This is a genomic window from Nicoliella sp. ESL1113, assembly GCF_058509245.1.
Genome location: NZ_CP196388.1, coordinates 274,195 through 292,460, shown reverse-complemented (window position 1 = coordinate 292,460; position 18,266 = coordinate 274,195). Strand labels below are relative to the sequence as shown.

General features: G+C 38.0%; 22 protein-coding genes. 6 read left to right on the top strand and 16 right to left on the bottom strand.

What is annotated here, in order from left to right; all coding sequences use genetic code 11:
- Positions 1–5: 5 nt before the first annotated feature.
- A complete protein-coding gene (locus tag ACSYTJ_RS08085; RefSeq protein WP_491717517.1) occupies positions 6–482 on the bottom strand; it encodes a hypothetical protein in 477 nt (158 codons plus the stop codon).
- A 149-nt stretch (positions 483–631) separates the two neighbouring features.
- Here ACSYTJ_RS08085 and ACSYTJ_RS08080 point away from each other — a divergent pair, with 149 nt between their 5' ends.
- On the top strand, positions 632–1,168 hold the full coding sequence (locus tag ACSYTJ_RS08080) for an NAD(P)H-dependent oxidoreductase (RefSeq protein WP_491720310.1): 537 nt from the start codon (positions 632–634) through the stop codon (positions 1,166–1,168).
- Positions 1,169–1,224: 56 nt separating this feature from the next.
- On the opposite strand, the gene ACSYTJ_RS08075 is transcribed toward ACSYTJ_RS08080, so the two are convergent.
- From ACSYTJ_RS08075 to ACSYTJ_RS08045, 7 genes are all read right to left on the bottom strand, one after another.
- Positions 1,225–2,496: a ferric reductase-like transmembrane domain-containing protein gene (locus ACSYTJ_RS08075; protein WP_491720309.1), complete on the bottom strand. Its 1,272-nt coding sequence runs from the start codon at positions 2,494–2,496 to the stop codon at positions 1,225–1,227.
- Positions 2,483–3,259 carry an FAD:protein FMN transferase gene (locus ACSYTJ_RS08070; RefSeq protein WP_491720308.1) on the bottom strand — a complete coding sequence of 259 codons (777 nt, stop codon included), beginning with the start codon at positions 3,257–3,259 and terminating at the stop codon, positions 2,483–2,485. The genes ACSYTJ_RS08075 and ACSYTJ_RS08070 overlap by 14 nt, the downstream gene beginning before the upstream one ends.
- A 3-nt stretch (positions 3,260–3,262) precedes the next feature.
- On the bottom strand, positions 3,263–3,739 hold the full coding sequence (locus tag ACSYTJ_RS08065) for an FMN-binding protein (protein ID WP_491717521.1): 477 nt from the start codon (positions 3,737–3,739) through the stop codon (positions 3,263–3,265).
- Between the two features lie 209 nt (positions 3,740–3,948).
- Complete coding sequence (locus ACSYTJ_RS08060; RefSeq protein ID WP_491717522.1) at positions 3,949–5,310, bottom strand: NCS1 family transporter; 1,362 nt, start codon at positions 5,308–5,310, stop codon at positions 3,949–3,951.
- Between the two features lie 16 nt (positions 5,311–5,326).
- Positions 5,327–6,715 (bottom strand): allantoinase AllB, encoded by a 1,389-nt coding sequence (allB, locus tag ACSYTJ_RS08055; RefSeq protein ID WP_491720307.1) that lies wholly within the window; start codon positions 6,713–6,715, stop codon positions 5,327–5,329.
- Between the two features lie 189 nt (positions 6,716–6,904).
- A complete protein-coding gene (locus tag ACSYTJ_RS08050; protein WP_491720306.1) occupies positions 6,905–8,113 on the bottom strand; it encodes a pyridoxal-phosphate-dependent aminotransferase family protein in 1,209 nt (402 codons plus the stop codon).
- Positions 8,114–8,125: 12 nt separating this feature from the next.
- Entirely contained in the window at positions 8,126–9,340 is a 1,215-nt protein-coding gene (locus tag ACSYTJ_RS08045) for a M20 family metallo-hydrolase (RefSeq protein WP_491720305.1), read from the bottom strand.
- 145 nt (positions 9,341–9,485) lie between these two features.
- On the opposite strand from ACSYTJ_RS08045, the gene ACSYTJ_RS08040 reads away from it, so the two are divergent.
- Positions 9,486–11,051, top strand: a complete 1,566-nt coding sequence (locus ACSYTJ_RS08040) for a PucR family transcriptional regulator (RefSeq protein ID WP_491720304.1) — start codon at positions 9,486–9,488, stop codon at positions 11,049–11,051.
- Positions 11,052–11,099: 48 nt separating this feature from the next.
- Here ACSYTJ_RS08040 and ACSYTJ_RS08035 read toward each other — a convergent pair whose 3' ends face one another.
- Positions 11,100–11,297 carry a hypothetical protein gene (locus ACSYTJ_RS08035; RefSeq protein ID WP_491720303.1) on the bottom strand — a complete coding sequence of 66 codons (198 nt, stop codon included), beginning with the start codon at positions 11,295–11,297 and terminating at the stop codon, positions 11,100–11,102.
- Between ACSYTJ_RS08035 and ACSYTJ_RS08030 the strand changes: the two genes are divergently transcribed.
- The gene (locus tag ACSYTJ_RS08030) at positions 11,233–11,646 is read left to right on the top strand and encodes a LysR family transcriptional regulator substrate-binding protein (protein WP_491720453.1); all 414 of its coding nucleotides are present in this window, start codon (positions 11,233–11,235) and stop codon (positions 11,644–11,646) included. The genes ACSYTJ_RS08035 and ACSYTJ_RS08030 overlap by 65 nt on opposite strands.
- 81 nt (positions 11,647–11,727) lie before the next feature.
- Positions 11,728–12,615 carry a hypothetical protein gene (locus tag ACSYTJ_RS08025; protein WP_491717528.1) on the top strand — a complete coding sequence of 296 codons (888 nt, stop codon included), beginning with the start codon at positions 11,728–11,730 and terminating at the stop codon, positions 12,613–12,615.
- Positions 12,616–12,666: 51 nt separating this feature from the next.
- Here the strand turns inward: ACSYTJ_RS08025 and ACSYTJ_RS08020 are convergent, their stop codons facing one another.
- Both ACSYTJ_RS08020 and ACSYTJ_RS08015 read right to left on the bottom strand, forming a co-directional pair.
- Complete coding sequence (locus tag ACSYTJ_RS08020; protein WP_491717529.1) at positions 12,667–12,951, bottom strand: YciI family protein; 285 nt, start codon at positions 12,949–12,951, stop codon at positions 12,667–12,669.
- Between the two features lie 2 nt (positions 12,952–12,953).
- Positions 12,954–13,490, bottom strand: coding sequence for an NAD(P)H-dependent oxidoreductase (locus ACSYTJ_RS08015; RefSeq protein ID WP_491720302.1), 537 nt, complete (start codon positions 13,488–13,490; stop codon positions 12,954–12,956).
- Positions 13,491–13,641: 151 nt separating this feature from the next.
- Here ACSYTJ_RS08015 and ACSYTJ_RS08010 point away from each other — a divergent pair, with 151 nt between their 5' ends.
- Together ACSYTJ_RS08010 and ACSYTJ_RS08005 are read left to right on the top strand one after the other, a co-directional pair.
- A complete protein-coding gene (locus ACSYTJ_RS08010; RefSeq protein ID WP_491720301.1) occupies positions 13,642–14,064 on the top strand; it encodes a MerR family transcriptional regulator in 423 nt (140 codons plus the stop codon).
- A 190-nt stretch (positions 14,065–14,254) separates the two neighbouring features.
- The gene (locus ACSYTJ_RS08005; RefSeq protein ID WP_491719859.1) at positions 14,255–15,580 is read left to right on the top strand and encodes an IS3 family transposase; all 1,326 of its coding nucleotides are present in this window, start codon (positions 14,255–14,257) and stop codon (positions 15,578–15,580) included.
- Positions 15,581–15,633: 53 nt separating this feature from the next.
- Here ACSYTJ_RS08005 and ACSYTJ_RS08000 read toward each other — a convergent pair whose 3' ends face one another.
- From ACSYTJ_RS08000 to ACSYTJ_RS07980, 5 genes are all read right to left on the bottom strand, one after another.
- A complete protein-coding gene (locus ACSYTJ_RS08000) occupies positions 15,634–16,122 on the bottom strand; it encodes a hypothetical protein (protein WP_491720300.1) in 489 nt (162 codons plus the stop codon).
- Positions 16,123–16,280: 158 nt separating this feature from the next.
- On the bottom strand, positions 16,281–17,120 hold the full coding sequence (locus ACSYTJ_RS07995; RefSeq protein ID WP_491720299.1) for a hypothetical protein: 840 nt from the start codon (positions 17,118–17,120) through the stop codon (positions 16,281–16,283).
- A 102-nt stretch (positions 17,121–17,222) separates the two neighbouring features.
- A complete protein-coding gene (locus ACSYTJ_RS07990) occupies positions 17,223–17,579 on the bottom strand; it encodes a hypothetical protein (RefSeq protein WP_491720298.1) in 357 nt (118 codons plus the stop codon).
- 18 nt (positions 17,580–17,597) lie between these two features.
- Complete coding sequence (locus ACSYTJ_RS07985) at positions 17,598–17,930, bottom strand: DUF5776 domain-containing protein (protein ID WP_491720452.1); 333 nt, start codon at positions 17,928–17,930, stop codon at positions 17,598–17,600.
- Entirely contained in the window at positions 17,905–18,225 is a 321-nt protein-coding gene (locus tag ACSYTJ_RS07980; RefSeq protein ID WP_491720297.1) for a hypothetical protein, read from the bottom strand. Before ACSYTJ_RS07980 ends, ACSYTJ_RS07985 begins: the two co-directional genes overlap by 26 nt.
- Positions 18,226–18,266 lie beyond the last annotated feature (41 nt).

Below are 18,266 nucleotides of genomic sequence, written 5' to 3'. Positions count from 1 at the left end.
CGTTATTAATTGAGTTCATCAAAAAAGCGTTGCTTGCGATCAGGGCTAGCATAGTATCTAATAACTTGGATTCCACTAAAAATGATCAAGAAACTAGCGCCTAACAAAAGCCACCAATTATCACCATAGCCGTATTGTTCTAACAGATCTTCCGTCGCAACGACGCCGTTTAACACCCCAGCTAGTGAAACATAGACCCATGCGGTCGCAAGGTTTAGTTTCCGATAAACCTTATCAAAGTCTACATTGTGGTTCAAAGCCGCCCTGGAAATTTGCCGAAACCGTTTTCTTTCCAGCATAATTTTAATGGGTGGCAATAGCCACATTAGACTGGCGAAACGTGCACTCCGTTTTTTGCCAGTGGCGTTACCCTTTGTTAACATCTCGCTACCCTCTGTGACGTCTAAGATCCCTTGAAAGAGCGGGAACACAAATAACAACCAGTCTCCTAAGAACCCTAACCACGCAATAAATAGTTTCATTTTAATGTCATCCCTTATTAATTAATTAACCTTAGCATATCAGGATTTAGGGATAAAAACATTTTTAATGCATTTTACTTGCCTTACACCCTACTATCAATGGTTTAATAGTAGGTAGCTAATAAAATTTTTGGAAAGGTTGATTAATAATGAAAACATTAATCCTATTATTTCATCCCAATATTGCAGAATCACGCGTAAATAAACGGTTGCTTGAGGAGCTAAAATCCCAGGACGTGCCGAACGTAACGGTTAGAGACGAGTATGCCGTTTATCCAGATGGTAACATTGACGTTGAATACGAACAAAAGCTAGTCGAAGAACACGACCGCATTATCTTTCAATTCCCACTATACTGGTATAGCTCGCCCAGTCTACTAAAGAAATGGGAAGACCTAGTCCTTCTATACGGTTGGGCATATGGATCAGATGGCGATTCACTGCGCGGCAAGCAAATGTCGATCGCAGTCTCCGCTGGTTCCCCAGATGACAAATACCATCAATACGGGGCATTCGGCCACACTATCGATGAGATCTTGGCACCATTTATGGCCACCAGTAATTTCGTTGACGCTAAGTTCACTAAACCATTCATTACCACCGGCGTTATGCAAAACTTGAGTGATGATCAATTAGAGAAGCGGGCCAAAGAATACGTTGAATACGTAAAAAATGAGGATAATTAGAGTCCCTAAAATCAAACGATAATAAAACAACCAGCCAATTATGGCTGGTTGTTTTATTACCATGAAAATTTTTCGTAATATATTTTCGAGCGGCGAATCCCTAACTGCTGCAAACTCTTAATCCAATAACTGCCCATCTTATCAGGCCCCCCGATCAAAACGACCGTTTTATGCTTATCCTTAGGTAAATGCGCTGCGATTTCAGTCTGGTTGAACCGCCCGACCTGTTGGAACGATTGGAAATTATTCCGCTTTTGCCATTGTTTAAATTTTTCTGGATATAATAGGTTATTTTCATGGCTGGCGTTGTAAAAAACGGTCGTATTGAGGTTCGGATTCCCATCCACCACTGAAAGTAACGGTACGATCCCAATTCCCCCCGCAACAATCAACAGGTTATCGGGATGGTTTTCATTAATAATCGACTGATACATCCCAAAACCGCCGTTGATCACGACTTTCGCATCCAGTGGCACCTGAGCTAATTCTTGGGTAAAATCACCGTCGCCCCGAATGGCTAAAACAATCTTATTACTATCATCTGGCGCGTTGACGATCGAAAATGGGTGCGGTTCCTTCATGAATCGAATTTCTGGAAATGAGGCAAACACAAAGTCACCTGGATAAATATTTAAATGGTGCTTAGATTGGATCGTCAACTGTCTTACGTTCGGCTTAATCTCAACATTATCAACCAAAGTAGCAGTGGCCCGTTTTTTATGAACGAACGTCATTGCATACGAGCCAAATACAAATAATGATGCCGCCACGAATAACACCGTAAATGGAACAATCTGGCGAATGTAGGGGATCAAAAGGACGTGGATGAATACCAACCCAGTTGCGACGACGTTTAAACGGTGGATTAAAACTGAGACTTCGTGTTTGAAAATGTGCTCCAAGTGCTTTTTGATCCATAACAGAATCGGCAGCCGACTGGTTAACCAGCCCGCCATGAACACCATTGAGTAAATAGCCAACCCGATGAATAGGTATAACGCCCAATCACCAGTTAATTTGATCAGGCCGTCCGATTGTAGGTTGCTTTTATGCAGGTACGCCAACACGATCGCAGCTAAACTAATGATTCCGTGGATCATGTACGCATTGGGGAGTCTGATCAACCGGTCCAACCACTTGGGCCGCGTTGAAATATACATCGAAAGCAGCATCCACGAATAAGCGATCGTCCCAAATAAGATCATCGTTTTATCATGATTATATAACGCCGGGAGTCCCGCACTCAGCGTTTGAACAAACGGAAAGGGAATCAAAACGATGGCTACCATCCATGATAGCCCTAACAGGTATCGATTATTGTTTAACATCAATTATTTCTCCTCCATTAAAGTAACTTAAGTGATGCGCTTGATCTAAAAAACAGCCCGTCAAGCGGTGCTTGCGAATTAGTTCCCGAAACGCCGCTGCGCCTGCCGCCAAACCGGCGGTCGCCCAGACGTCAGAACGGGTCAACGAATCAGCAAATACGGTGACCTGCAGTAAATCAGCTACTCCGTTAATGCGGATATGGTGGCCCCGTTTACTGTAACCGGAAGTTGCCATCCCACCATTCGCCAATTGATAACTAGCAACTAACTCTGTCAGATCTGTAGGATCTTCAATCCCAATATTCCATTTAAAATCACCGCTACTGGCAAATTGTAAATCCCCACCGCCGTTGAAACACACTCCGCTTACAGTCGGTAAATCCAAGCAGGGGCGGATCAACTTTTGAAATATCATTTCGATCGCCCACCCCTTAACGTAGCCGAGTGGTTCGAAGCGCTTAGCATCATCGAACGGATTAAAGTAGCCGTTGGTGTCGCGTTGCGCCTTTAGGCAGGCTTCATAAACAGACTTAAACTCTGCATCTTGGTTTAAAAGCTCATCTTGACCATTCCTAAAGTTACTTACTAACGAATCTGCTAAGTAAGTCGAGTAACGTTGATTAATCCGTTCTAATTCTAACTTCACGGGCTGCATTAACTTTTGAAGTTGGGCTTGCAGGACTGCTTCATCGCTGCCCGCAATGCTAATCACAAATGGAATCGTCATTGATTCAATTACGACTGATTTAATCTTAGTTTCCATATTTTATTTCTCCGCTTTTGTAATTGCGTCTTGAAGGGATCCGGTGAAGCCACCGTAAGTGACGGTTGCCCCAGAGACCTGACTAATCTCAGCACTTTGTTGTTGTAAAGCTTCCTTAGTATAGATTGGAATCGCTTGTTCATTAATTTCACTAGACTTGCCACCCTCAGGATGCTTTAGGACGGTTACTTGACTAATTTTGCCATTTTGCACCTTAATTTGCACTTGAACATCACCGTATTGTGTTTCGGTCGATGCCCCAGTGTAGGTCCCGTTTTTGAACTTCCCACTGTTAGCGCTGCTAGAATTACTAGCACTGCCGGCGCTTTGGCTACTGGTGTTATTCTGACTAACGGTTTGTGACTGGCCATTAGTAGCCGCTGTTTGGTTCTTCTTATCGAAAAAGACGGTATAGCCTTCGATCACTACCGCCAATAAAACGGCGATTGATATTAATAAAACGCTTATTTTTTTTAACATATCGGTCAACTCCTAAATTAGATTTCATTTTAATAATACTTACATTGTAATCTTTAAAAGTTAATTATTGCTAAAATTAAGTATAACTTTTCACTAAAAAAAAACGAACCGTCTAAAACAGTTCGTTTTTTTTAAGCTACGATTTAAATATGTTAATCAAATTATAAAATGAGTAAGAGCAATCAGATTGTTAATTTTTGAATCATTAACTATTGATTATTAACAGCTGCCTGGCGATTTCTGTTAAGAAATAGGTATACCAATGCTGATACAAAGAACCCGATCAACCATGAAAGATCAAACTGAACTAAGGCAACGATGGCCCCAATAAATAATGCTGCAAATGCACGCCAGTTATTCTTTCTCAATTGATTACTGTACAATTCCTTGAGATCAACGACTTGTTTTCTTTCAATATAGTATTCGATCAAAATAATCGCTGTCATTGGTCCTAAGAAAATCGAGTAAGCATGGATAAACATCGTTAAACCAGCTGATGATGAGTCCTTAACCAACAACCATGGAAAGGTAAACACTGATAATAAGGTAATGATTGCTAACGATAATTTCTTAGGTAGTTTGAAGATGGAAGTCAACACGTAGGTTGGTGGGATAATATTAGCAACCGCATTCGTTGTAATTACTCCTAAAACAATGAAGATCGAAACAAAGATTGTGATTAAGTTGTTATTAAAAATTTGTGCCATCGCGTTTACGGGACTAGAAATTTTAGTAACGGCTGCCAACATTGCCCCAGTTAATAGGGTAATCCCATATGAAAATGCAATTGGCAAAAAGTATAAAATCCCTCTTTTTCCATTACTAAGCCCTGGCTTTAACTCTCTAGAGTAATCAGCAGCCGATTCAAAGATCGCTGTATAGTTACCTAAGAATGCAACGATAAAGCCAAAGAACGTTAATCCCCAAGAACCCTTAGCATGAACTAAGTTCTGGCTAATCATACTCCCATGGTTGGCTAACAATACGATGAATAATCCAGTCAATGAGATCATCATAATAACTGAAATCACGGAAGTTACCGTCTTGATTGATTGGAATCCGCGAAGGGATAACGCTAATTGTACAATCATCAATCCCACAAAACAGATCCCAGTATTATTGAATTCGTTGCCAGTTAAGATCTTAGCGATTTCATTTAACGCTAACGCCCCTGTCCAACTTTGAAAACCATACCAAACGATCGCTGGAATCCCTCTAAATAAGCTAGAAAATTTAGCACCATTCCGACCAAATGATAATCTTAATTGCATTACATAGGGAGCACCAGTCTGATACCCAAAGCGATCATTAAAAGCAAAGATAATTGAAACAATTACAATTGCAATTGCAGCTGCTAATAACGTTTGAAATAGGTTCATCGTTGCTACTCCAGCAACCACTATCGATGAACCTAGGGTAATGTTTCCGATGTTAAAGCCATCCCCTAGCCACATTGACATATAAGCCAGCCGTCCAATTTTTCTTTTACTATTTTGAATCGGTAATAAATCTGCGGAAATATCTGATTGAGCTTGTGGTTGCGGTTCTTTTTCGATTGCTACACTTTGCATTGGCAGTTCCTCCTTTTTATTCCGTTGCTTTTCTTAAAACGCTATCATTAGTTAAAAATTTACCAGTTGGTTGATCATCAAAACCATTTGCTAGGTCAAAGATGGTCTTACCTCTAAGAAGCGTTTTAGTAATTCGACAGTTGATCTTAAATCCTTCATATGCAGAAATTTTATTTTTGTAGTAAAGGTCTGATTTTTGTAAGGTATATGATTGAGTCGGGTCAAGGAAGGTGATATCGGCATCCTTGCCAATTTCAATCGTACCCTTATCTTTCAGTCCAAATATTTTAGCTGGATTAGCCGAAATCAACTTAGAGAATTCGGTGATGCTTAGCTTGCCACTGTTCACAGCGATATCATAGAATAAATCAACGTTATTTTGCGCCCCGCTGATGCCACCCCAAATATCAAAGATATTGTTATCAGGGCTTTCCTTCATCGATTCAGGAGCAGGCGAGTGATCAGAAGTAACCATATCTACGTGCCCCTTCAAGACTTCATTCCATAAACTATCTTGAACTGCTTGGCTTCGCAATGCTGGCGAACACTTAGCAAGCGGGCCAATTTTTTCAAAGTCGTCACGGGTTAGTACTAAATAATGAACACAGGTTTCACAAGTGACATCCTGGCCAGCTTCTTGGGCCTTAACAACTTCTCTGACTGATTCGCCTGTTGAGAGATGCACAAAGTGTAGTTTACAGCCAGTCAATTTACCGAAGTAAAGCGCTCTTTTAACGGCCTCGACTTCTACAAATGGCGGTCTAGAATCAACGTAATCTTGAATCTGTGTTTTGCCTTGACTAATTTTTTCTTCGGCAAAGCGATCGGTTAATACTGGATTTTCCGCATGTAATAATAACTTCAAACCCGTTTTCTGAATTGCTTGCATTCCACGGTATAATTCGTAATCATCAACATTGTGAAATTCACCTGGAATATCAGATCCTGTCGTTGCCATAAAAGCCTTAAATGATGCAGCACCATCGTTTGCCATCTTACTAATTTCATCAATATTGCCAGGTACTAATCCACCGTACAAAGCAAAGTCAATGTAAGACTTATCAGCTGCAATCTCACGATGCGTTTTAAATTCTTCACTAGTGGTTCTGGCAGGCAGTGCATTCAAAGGCATTACGATCATGCTAGTTGTCCCACCAGCTGCTAATGCCTTACTACCAGTGTTATAATCTTCCCAATCTCCTCGTCCAGGTTCATTAATGTGCACATGGCCATCAACCATCCCTGGCAGCACGTAGTTATTATTAGCGTTGATTTTTTCAGTCGCTTGACCATCTAGGTCGCTTCCGATTGCTACGATTTTTCCATTTTTAATCCCAATTTGTCCGTTGAACACTTCGTTTGGCGTGACAATCTTACCGTTGTAAATTAATGTATCGTACTTCATAAACAGCACACCCTTCATAGTTTTTAACAAATTAATATGTTATATACATGATATATTAATTCAATGCATATTTATTCGTTATAAAATACAAAGCTGGCATTTATTTTGATGAAAAATGACAAATATTATAATTGTTTTCTAATATAAAAAGAGGTGGGCAATCATGTGATTGCCCACCTTCAAATTAAATTATTTATATGCTTGTTTTAGGTATTCGTTCATTGCTGACTCATCAATCGTTACCCCGTATTCCTTTAAAACGTGGGTAAAGATCGACAAGAAACGTAGAACATAGTGTTGCTGAGCAACGTAGCCCATCAAACCAATTCGCCAAATCTTACCCTTCATTGGCCCAAAGCTTGATGAAATTTCCACCCCATAATCATCTAATAGGGTCGCTCTGAATTGGTCACCATCAACACCACTAGGAATCTCTACGGCCACCATGTTAGGCATTTCATGTTTTTCATCACCAAAGATGGTCAACCCTAATTTCCGTAATGCTTCCTTTAAGACCGTCTGGTGTTTCAACTGGTTCGCAAACCGATTCTGAATCCCTTCTTCATTTACCGCGATCGATAGCGCTTCATGTAAAGCGTAGTTCATGATCGTAGATTCAGTATGGTGGTTTAACCTTGCTGGTGACCAATAGTCCATTAGTTGGGTTAAATCTAAGTAGTTAGAAAAGATGTAGTTTTCAGATTTATCTGAGGAGTCATCTGCGACCCCCTCTTCAACACGTTTTCGTTTCAAGATGGCTTCTGCAAAGCGGTCGTTAAAGGTAATTGGTGTAATTCCCGCTGGTGCTGATAATGATTTTTGTGCTCCACCAATTACGGCATCTAACTCCCAATCATCAACTGGAATGTTGACTCCCATATAACTAGCAACACAGTCAACAATGGTAAATACCCCCGCTTGCTTAGCTGCATGCCCTACCTGATCCAATGGTTGTAATCTCCCAGTTGATGTCTCTCCATGAACCACCAGGATGGCCTTCGGTTTAACTTCGTTCATTTTTTCAATGATTTGGTCTTGATCAAAAACTTGTCCCCATTCCGCATCAATAACGGTTATTTCAGCTCCCGCTCTACGGGCTAGTTCGACTGCTAGGTTCCCGAATCTGCCGAACCGTGGAATCAAAACTTTATCACCTTTTTGCACCAAGGAACTGATAACCGCTTCGATCCCTGCTCTAGAACTTCCGTCAATTGGAAATGCCCAGGTGTTCTTAGTTTGAAAAGATTTTCTGATTAGTTCCATATTTTCATTCATAATTTTAGTAAATTCTGGATCAAACTGCCCTAAAATTTGATTAGATGCTGCCTGGGAAACCCTTGGGTCTACCATGGTTGGTCCTGGTGTCATAATTAATCTATCTGTAATTTTTAATGTCATAATAATTGCCCCCTAGTATGCTAGTTTATATAGTGTTCGTTTTAAAACATTCAATCCATTCTCAAGATCATTCGCCTCAGTAAATTCCTCTGGTGAATGGCTAACCCCGTTTACGCTAGGAACAAAAATCATCCCTGTCGGAACTTTGTATGAAAGCACCTGCGCATCATGCCCTGCTCCTGATGGAATCGATAAGTCGCTTAAGTTCAATTCACTGGTGGATTTATTGATTGCGTCGATCAATTTAGGATCCATCTTTGATGGTGTTACGTTAGTTGTTATATCAATTTTTACGTTTTGAGAATTACAAATATCACTTACTCGTTGGAATGCTGAACTTAAAACGGATTGGTCTAAATCACGCATATCAATTGAAAATACCACCTTACCAGGGATGACATTCGTAACGTTAGGATAAGCATTGATTTTACCAATTGTAAATCTCAGACTATCAATTTGCGAAAGACTATCGTAAATCTGACTCATCAATTTAGTGGTGCTCCTAAGAGCATCGTCTCTCATATCCATCGGGGTAGTGCCCGCATGATTTGATCTACCGATAACGGTTACTAATAATCTAATTTGCCCCGTGATTCCAGAAACAACTCCAATATTAACGGCTCGGTTTTCCAATACCGGACCCTGTTCAACATGTAGCTCTAAATACTCTTGAATGTCCAGTTTAGAATCTACTAAATCAATTGAATTATTCAAAGTTGAAACGGCTTTACTTCTAGCGGTCTCAAAATCAATTCCATGTTCATCAGTAAGTAATAAATCATTTTCATTAAATTGATTAGTCGTAAATTTAGAACCTGAGAAAGTCGTTTCGAATCTTGACCCCTCTTCTTCAGAAAATGATACCGCAACGATCGGTACTTGTGATTCGCCATTTTTCAAAAATAATTCGCCAGTTGAAACCAAACTAGCTAGGTCGCCATATATTCCGTCATAACGTCCGCCATTTTCAACCGTATCAACATGTGAGCCCGTTAAGATAACTTTTTTATTGGTTAAATCATCAGTATTAGAAGCATATACGTTTCCCATCTGATCCATAAACACTTTTAGTCCGTACTGTTTAGCACGTTTAGCATATTGTAGTTGGGCATTCACCCAATGGCTGTCATATACCTTTCTAGTAACTCCATTGGTCGATACCTTACCAATTTCGCTAAATTGATTTAGTAATATCATCAAAGAGCTATTCTTCACTGAATTAATCATAAACATCATCTCACAATTTAATATTTGATGAGGTTAATTATTACAGTTTTATGTATTTTTATCATTGTATTTTCATCTAATTAAATGTATGATTTTAGTAAATTTATACAAATTCATCTTTAAAAGATGTAAGTGGGGATTATATATGAAACTAGCAGAACTATTAGCCCGTCCGCAATTTAGCAAAATTAAGTTAATCAATGCGAATGCGGATCTATCTACAAACGTAACAACGGTGGGCATGATGGAAGCTCCTGACATTATTGACTACGTGGTCAAGGGGCAGTTATTGGTAACGACTGGGTATCACTTCATTAATAACCTACAAGGATTAAACGAGCTCATTATTGCAATGCGCCAAAGAGGGGCAGCTGCGATTGGCATTAAGGATCGCAGATACTTCAATGAAATTCCAAAGAGTGTGATTGAAGTTGCCAATCAGGCCCACTTTCCAATCCTTTTATTACCAGACAGCGTTAGTCTATCAGTCGTTGTAAGAAATTTGCTCCATGCCGTTTTACAGCAACAAACAGATGAATTAACTCAAATTATGAATGACTCTCTATATATTTCAAAATATATTTTGGCAGAACGAAGTGACAATGAAATTCTGGACCATATTTCCCAATTATTAAAATGTGATGTGTTCATCATTGACACTTTTGGTCGTCTTAAAGCTAAAAACAAAGCGGCTTTAGTTAATGATCAACTATTTCAATTCATTTCTGAAAAAATTGAGTTATTAAAACTCAAGAACTCTAAACGAGTTTTAGATAATTACGTCATTTACCCGTTAAAAACGGTCAATAAACTAACGAGTCGATTCGTCATTTTTAACTTAACTAGCATTAATGGATCTGGTCAGCACCTATTAATTGATAATATGGTGAACCTCCTCAGTTTGGAAAACATGCAGGTCGGCATTAACATTAATGATGAACGGCAAAGAAAAAGTGAATTCTTCGAAACCCTACTTTCCAAAAAAATGTCTAAAGAAGTTTTTAAAAATACCCTGAGCTTTAAAGACTTGGATATTAATGACTCCTACCAAGCGTTTGCAATTGATGAAGCTAATTCAGTGGATACCGGAAATCATCAAGCAGCAATGCATAAAATTGTTGACTATATTTATTGGTATTTTCAAAAAATCGAAATTCCAATCGTTGTCATTAACTGGGATTTTAAAATCTTTGTATTAGTTAAGACAGATGGTAACTTAACCGAAGTATTAAAAAAGCTAGAGAACTTTATTATTGATACTTTCAGCGATTTCAAAATTAGGATCGGTTTTACTAGCTATCAAAAGCAATTATTCAATTTTCAAAAATTAATGAATGAATGTAAAGAAGCATTAGAGCTAGCCAAAAGTCATCATTCAGATACCCCAGTTGAATTTCGCCCCGATGACGTTGATGATATCTTAAGTCTAATCCCTAAAAATGAAGTGAATATGTTCATTAAATCAACCCTAAGTGGCATTTTTAACTTACCGACCAATGAGTCTGAGCAACTGCTTGAGCTATTAGAACAGTACTTTATCGCAAATCAATCACTATCCAAAGCCGCTGATAACTTATTTTTACACCGTAATACCGCTGTCTATCGACTAAAAAAGGTCGAAAAAACATTAAAGCTCAGTATTAAAAATCCAGAGGAAGTCGAAAGACTATCATTGGCCATTAAGCTATATTCAATTGTAAATAAACAATAAATTAACCAAAAAATGACGCTCGGGAACCCTGCCCTAGCGTCATTTTATTTAACCTAAATCTGATAGTGTTTTAAATGGATGCACCTGAATATTCATTAGATCGGCCTTAAACAACGGATCATTTTGAACCAACGAGGTCACATTTCTACCAGTTGAAGATCCATCACTAACTTCGCAATACATTTTCAGCGATGAAGTAATTGCCGTAGTTGCTGATGGGAGTCCGCTCAGTAGTAATGCATCCATCTCGATGACTGAGATTGCAAAATTAAAAATCGCCACCCTCAGTGGTAAATTCTACTTTCGAAAGCTAATCAACCAATACTTTCAAAAACAATTAATGTTTCCCAATTGTCAATTTGAACTGAGTAGTTTTGATAGCTGCATCAACGTTGTTAAGCAAAACGATGCCGCAATCGCCCTCATCCCCCAATCAGTATTAACCGCTAAGAATTATTCTAATATCGTTCCATTAAAAATTAATAGTAGCATTTTAAAAGTCAGAATCGGGCTGGTATCCCTAAAGGAAAGCCAGCTGACTAAACCGTTGATCAACCTATTAGATGTTATGGTGCAACAATTTGGGAATGATTAGTGTATAATGTACAATAAGTTAGATAAAGTGTGTTATCAATTTTGATGCTAATTTAGATTAATAACGAAAGGATGATCTTAAATGAAAAAGACAATCATATACCTAGCTACATTAGCCACCCTTTCTGCTGGTGGAGTTGCAGCAGTAAATACCGTCAACGATACTTTTTTGAGCCCCACTGTTGCTCATGCCGGTACTGGTGCTTGGATTTTACTCAAACCACTAGATTCACAAACTGCTCAATACGTCCAATCTGATCCAATCGAAGGAGCTGTCCTAACTGATGCTGGTCAGCAAGTTTATAATAATGTTAGTAGCATTAAGCAACAATTCTTATTTACAACGGCTCCTTACATAAGAGATGAAAATCAGGTCAATTTAACTGGCCCTAATTCAGGCGGATGGGTAGGCCAAATGGACACGATGACATTCAACGCAAAGGATAGCTCCATGCAGCCACTAAACGTTGTAACAATTAGCACACTAGGTGAAGAAGATGTTGCCGACGGTACTAATAATTTACCAGACTATATTTCACAAATCGAGGAATATAATAGTACCCATAGTCCCAATGCAGATGCCGATGTTCAGGTAATGCAGACTGCTTTAGCCCTTGAATCAGCTGGTATCATTCCAAAAGATAGTAAAATTAAAACAACGCTTGATAAGATTAATAATCGAACGGACAATCCAAGTAGTGATACCGCATCCACAATTAGCTCTAGCGACCAATCATCGGGATCAACTAGCACTTCCAGTACTGGTCAAACCAGTAGCAATGGTAATAAAGTGACAACTGCTAAGCAAAAGGTAAAAACTGCTCAAAAGGCACTTAAAAAAGCATCCCAAGATGTAAAGGATAGTAAGCATAAGTCTAAAAAGGCAAAACAAAATGCTAAAAAGAAATATGATCATGCTAAAGCGGCCCTTAAGAAAGCTAAGGCAACCCTCAAAAAGGCTGAAAAATAGTTAATAATAAGCAAAATGACGTTCGGAAGTAACTTTCGAACGTCATTTTATTTATTCTAAATCTGATAGCGTTTTAAACGGATGCACTTGAATATTCATCGCATTTGCTTGAAACAGTGGATCATTTTGGACTAACGGAGTAACAGCAGCTTCATCCGCTGCTTGATATACAATTAGCCCGCCCACGTTATCGATGGTTGATCCAGCGAACACTAAATTGCCAATTTGGGATTGGTTGCGCAGATATGCCAAGTGTTCAGCAATTACCTGATTCATTTGTTGTTTATCCAACTGAGATGGTTCTGCTTTAGGTGTTGCAATTTCAATAAACTTCATTTTTAATCCACTCCTTCGATAATATATTTAGCGTATTCTGCCGACCGCGTAGCAAGTTGCTGGTCGTCTAAGCTCTGCATTACTCCCTGTGTCACAAACGGCTTCGTAAAATGGGTCCCAATTAAGTTGCTAGTGGCCTTAAACGGCGATAGCATTTCGTCAATTGTATGCCCGAATGCTCCGTAAATGTGATAATTTTCAGCAGGAGCGCCCGTAGAAACGGCTAACGACAGTTGTTTGCCGTGCAACACCGTTCCAGCTAATCCATATGCCCAACCGTGCAGTAATACCAAGTCCTCCCACTTCTTCATTAAGCTGGGTGAGCTGTACCAATAGATTGGAAATTGGAATACAATTCGGTCATGTTGCTCAGCAAGTTGTTGTTCTTTTTGAACGTCAATATTGCCATTCGGATAAACGGCGTACTCATCTCGAATGGTAACGTTAGGGTCATTTACGTCCCGAATCGCCTTAATTAACGCTTTGTTTACGCGTGATTGTGCTAAATCGGGGTGGAATAATAAAATTAATGTTTTCAATATCGAAATTCCTTCCTTTTGGTAATCGTTAACGTTATCTATTAAACCACCTATAGTGAGGTCCAGCACAACCCCAAATGAATAAATAAATAAATAAAATTGACATGTAGTTAACTACAGCTACTATAATAAATATTAAGGAAGTGATCAGTTGAGTCTATCAATTACACAACTATGCCAAAAATATGGGGTTAGCGTCGAAACAATTCGCTACTACGAGCGCATCGGACTAATCCCCAACGTCCCTAGAAATGAACATGGTAATCGTTATTATGATTCGGATTTACAACAATGGTTTGAAATGATTGTTTGCCTTAGACATTCAGGAGTGGCAGTCAAAGTACTTCAGCAATACGTGGCAATGATCAAAAAGGGTGATGCCACCCTAAAGCAAAGAGAGGAATTGCTGCGGGAACAGGAACAAGCACTGCTGGAGAAGCGGGCGAACTTAAACAAATCAATTCACAGGCTTCGCCACAAAATTAATTTATACGCAAGTGGGGAAATCAAGAATAACCGTAGTTACTACGAAGAATATGGAATTGAACGCGAAATTAAAAACAAGTTGCACTAGGAAGTCCTAGTATAGCTTGTTTTTTAATTACTAATGCCAATTACACTAGATTTATATACGAATATCCGATGGTTCTTACAATTTTGCCATATATTAACTAGGTTATAAAAAAGAACGTTCGGCACCACAAAACGTTGAAGAGACCCCCGTATGTTGGACAGAAAATGTTCAGCATACGGGGGTCTTTATTTTGGCAAAATATAGTTATGAATTTAGATTGAAAGTTGTTTTAGAATACCTTTCTGGAGTTGGATCAACTACGTTGAACCATAAATATGGCATTAAGGGTGTTGCAACAATCTACTCGTGGGTAAAGACGTATAAAAAATTTGGTAAAAAAGCGCTTATTGCAAAACATTATAATCAAGAATATTCTTATATGTATAAATTAAAAGTGCTGAAATGGATGCACCTCTACCACAAGTCGTATCCAGAAACAGCACTTCATTTTAATATTGCATCTCCGTCGAGCATCTTTACATGGCAACGGAGATTAGAGAATGGAAGCCTATATTTAATGAATAAACGTAAGTCCCATCAAAAGAATGTTCTCACAAATAGCGCTGTAAAGCAAATTAAACTGTTAAAAAAGCAAAATTTAGCTTTATCGATTAAACTATCCTATGAAAAATTACTAAGCACTAATAATCAATACGAAAGTATTGATTTATTAGTGAAAAAATTTAGTGATGTTGCAATTTCTAGAATATTATCATCAATTTCATTCCCTAAAAGTAGTTATTATCATCATAGAAAAGCTTCGCTTTCGAAAATAAATGATGAGTTTGATACTGAGGTGAAAAAGGCTGTTAAGGATCATCCTGCTTATGGTTATAGAAGAATAACAGCATTATTTAACAATAATGGATACCATGTTAATCACAAAAGAGTCCAGAGAATTATGCAAAAATACAGTTTACAGTGCCAACTATTTGGAAAAAGAAAACGTAAATATAACTCTTACCATGGCCAAGTAGGCCATGTTGCTGATAATGTTTTAAATGGTGATTTTTCATCTAATAATTTTGGAGAGAAGATAACAACAGATGTAAGTGAATTTAGATATGGAAATGAAGATATAAACCATCGGGTTTATCTTTCTCCAGTGATGGATTTATATTCTGATAAAATCATTTCATATGGAATTAGCAGCCATCCAACAGTTGAACTAACATTAAAGCCGTTGAACCAGGCACTAAAAAGAATCCAGAACACTGTTAAGCATTCAATTGTGCATAGTGATCAAGGAATTCAATACCAGAGTCATAGTTGGGTTCAAACACTAAACAAATATGAAGCTATTCAGTCCATGTCCCGTAAGGGGACATGTTTAGATAATGCTCAAATGGAATCATTTTTCCATATCATGAAAATTGAAATGATGAATACGCATTATGATACCAAAAAATCCTTAATCAATGCGATGAAAACATGGATTAAGGATTACAATAACAATAGATTAAAAGAAAAACTAGGATACCAATCACCAAATCAATATTTGGGATTGATATCCTAGCAAAAAGTATTAGTCCAACCTATAGGGGTCAGATCACGTTCTTTTTTTATTATTTATGCTTGGCTTGTGTTACGGGCAAGTAAAAAGTAAACAGTGTTCATTTGCTCTAAGGCCCCAGCCACTTCGGTGAGCTTCTGAAACGGAAATACGATTTCTGGAATTGCTTCGTCATCGTTAAGGTACGGGTGCGTACCACTTGATTGTTGATACTGAGCGATCGATTTGCTATAGATTCGTTTAACAATGATTGGATCAACGTCATGACCATGTTGATCACGATAAATATCGCTGACGATCGAATATGCATCGCCGTTATCTGTCAATAAGATCAAATCGTCTGCTTGCCGCATCGAAAGAGACTCTTGAAATCCGAAGTTATTATCCATATCATTCCAAACGGATAGGTTGATCACTCCGATTTGTTGATTTGGATCAAATCGTGCGGATATCGATTCACAGTGGCCCTGCAGCCGTTTAGCGATTTGGGTTTGGATAATGTTGAACTCATCTTGATCATTGAAGTGAAGCGCTTTTTTTCTCAATTAAAGATTCCCTCCTGTGGGATAAATTAATAGCCATATTATACCATGCAATTATTGATGAAATGCCGTCCTTTATAACAAATACCCACCTATCTGACTTAGGCAAAAAAATGACGTTCGGAAACAATTACCGAGCGTCATTTTTTATTATTAATTATTTATTTTTCAAGTTTTTTAAGAGCAGCTTCAGCCTTTTTCAACGCCTTTTGGGCAGTCTTTTTAGCCTTAGTCCCCTTAGCCTTTTTTACCTGGGCTTTAGCATCTTTAACGGCCTTTTTAGCATTCGTCACACTCTTTTTATTGGTTTTAGCCTTAACAGCTAAATCATTAGATAGTGACTTTACAGTCTTTTTATAATCATCAGCATAGGATTGAACACGACTAGCAATGCTACTAGTATAGTTTGCCACACTAGTAACTACACTAGCTTGAGTTGAACCCTCAGAAATTAATGAGTTAGTAGCTGAAGCAGCGCTGGCAGTGGAAACCGAAGCAGCATTTGATTGGCTAGTAATTTGTTCAAATTGATCAACAATCGTTTTTAAAGCTGAATTAGCAGCATTATACTCACTAGTAGCACTATTAAAGCTATCAGTATATTCACTATTATAATCACGATAATCGGTAAGTTCCACTGCACTATTAGCTAAACTAGCATACTTATTTTGATTAGCAGTAGTAGCATTTGCAAATGCATCGCTAAGCCTATCGGTATAATCATTCATTAAACTAGCGTTATTAACAAATTGATCCCGCGCAGTCGAGATTACTGAGCTAGCAGAAGATAAGGCCCCCTCTGCTACGGCCAAACTAGCCTGTCCATAACTAGCAACTGAAGCTAACCCCGCATTGCTACTAGCAACGCTATTAGTATCAGCATGGACACTCACTGAATATTGATTATCCATATATCCGACCGTTAAAACCCCTAAGGTGACCGCTCCTAAAACCAATCCATTCTTACTCTTTTTTAAGTTATGTAATCTATTCTTATTCATATTTAAAGACCTCCAAGTCACAACCTAGTTAAAACAACTTCATTATCACACATTGCATTAAAATTGTATATAAAAACACCGCCAATTGATTTAAATAAAATCTTATCTTGGATGGACCTTCTTCGTAATTTTTACAACCGTTATTAAATGGTTACTTTCATTGTTTCCAATCCGTTTATTACTAATATGAACATCGAATTTATCAGCAGTAAATGGTGCTAAAAATTCAGAAATTTTTTCGTCATCAATTGTAATTAAGTTTTTTACGACGGTTTGTCCTGCTGTCATGCTATTAGCAATCTCAGGAGCCTCTTTAATTGCTTTTTGTACTTGAACCCTGCGATGTCTATAAATCAAATGCCTCGCACCGTACATAAAAATACAGAAAAATACCCCAAAGACTATCATATACACCAGCTGTGACGAATGACTCATTCGAAAATAATCTGTAATATTCATTTTTTAGCTCCTCATAAATTATTTTACTAATTCCACAAATTTTTTATTTGCAGTAATGTAGTTTCCATCCAACAATTGAAACCTGGTCATTCCACCAATTATAACCACCCTCATTATTGGAATTTTTTGGTTTTTGGCATAAAAACCCAGTAATTTAGCATCTTTAAACTTTTTTTGACTGTAGATATTGATCTTATGTAAAGTTCTAACCAGTGGGGCATTAGTTGTTTTAGCCTCACCAGCTGGTGAAACAAACATAAACATAGCTAACCCAGTTGTTGAAAGAATCATAGTAACCCGTTTGAGTAACACACTTCCATTAGTTTTAATCGTTATTAAAGAATGATTCATAGCCACTATTATATTCCACTCCCCTTTTATAACGTTTGTTTTGATAAAATTTAAAAATTTTAGTCATCAATTTATGTGATGCTAAATATTCCATGGTTATACTATCATGCCATGCTTGATCATAACCGCGTTGAAAATCATTTGTGGGTTTCCCATGATATTGATAGTACTGATCACCCTTCCCATAACGATTTTGATTTGCCTGCTGCCATTTATGATAACGCTTTTGGTATTTTTCATTTTTATATGCGCCAGATTTCATAAATCGGTGCCACTCTTTAATCCATTTTAGCATCATTTCACCCCCATTCATTAGTAATTATACATGATTAAATT

Coding starts and splice junctions, on each gene's coding strand:
- ACSYTJ_RS07995 (WP_491720299.1), bottom strand. CDS start 17,120: ATGAATAAGAATAGATTACATAACTTAAAAAAGAGTAAGAATGGATTG.
- ACSYTJ_RS08060 (WP_491717522.1), bottom strand. CDS start 5,310: ATGCAAAGTGTAGCAATCGAAAAAGAACCGCAACCACAAGCTCAATCA.
- ACSYTJ_RS08040 (WP_491720304.1), top strand. CDS start 9,486: ATGAAACTAGCAGAACTATTAGCCCGTCCGCAATTTAGCAAAATTAAG.
- allB (WP_491720307.1), bottom strand. CDS start 6,715: ATGAAGTACGATACATTAATTTACAACGGTAAGATTGTCACGCCAAAC.
- ACSYTJ_RS08075 (WP_491720309.1), bottom strand. CDS start 2,496: ATGTTAAACAATAATCGATACCTGTTAGGGCTATCATGGATGGTAGCC.
- ACSYTJ_RS08045 (WP_491720305.1), bottom strand. CDS start 9,340: ATGATTAATTCAGTGAAGAATAGCTCTTTGATGATATTACTAAATCAA.
- ACSYTJ_RS08070 (WP_491720308.1), bottom strand. CDS start 3,259: ATGGAAACTAAGATTAAATCAGTCGTAATTGAATCAATGACGATTCCA.
- ACSYTJ_RS08085 (WP_491717517.1), bottom strand. CDS start 482: ATGAAACTATTTATTGCGTGGTTAGGGTTCTTAGGAGACTGGTTGTTA.
- ACSYTJ_RS08025 (WP_491717528.1), top strand. CDS start 11,728: ATGAAAAAGACAATCATATACCTAGCTACATTAGCCACCCTTTCTGCT.
- ACSYTJ_RS08065 (WP_491717521.1), bottom strand. CDS start 3,739: ATGTTAAAAAAAATAAGCGTTTTATTAATATCAATCGCCGTTTTATTG.
- ACSYTJ_RS08050 (WP_491720306.1), bottom strand. CDS start 8,113: ATGACATTAAAAATTACAGATAGATTAATTATGACACCAGGACCAACC.
- ACSYTJ_RS08020 (WP_491717529.1), bottom strand. CDS start 12,951: ATGAAGTTTATTGAAATTGCAACACCTAAAGCAGAACCATCTCAGTTG.
- ACSYTJ_RS08035 (WP_491720303.1), bottom strand. CDS start 11,297: ATGGATGCATTACTACTGAGCGGACTCCCATCAGCAACTACGGCAATT.
- ACSYTJ_RS07990 (WP_491720298.1), bottom strand. CDS start 17,579: ATGAATATTACAGATTATTTTCGAATGAGTCATTCGTCACAGCTGGTG.
- ACSYTJ_RS07985 (WP_491720452.1), bottom strand. CDS start 17,930: ATGAATCATTCTTTAATAACGATTAAAACTAATGGAAGTGTGTTACTC.
- ACSYTJ_RS07980 (WP_491720297.1), bottom strand. CDS start 18,225: ATGCTAAAATGGATTAAAGAGTGGCACCGATTTATGAAATCTGGCGCA.
- ACSYTJ_RS08080 (WP_491720310.1), top strand. CDS start 632: ATGAAAACATTAATCCTATTATTTCATCCCAATATTGCAGAATCACGC.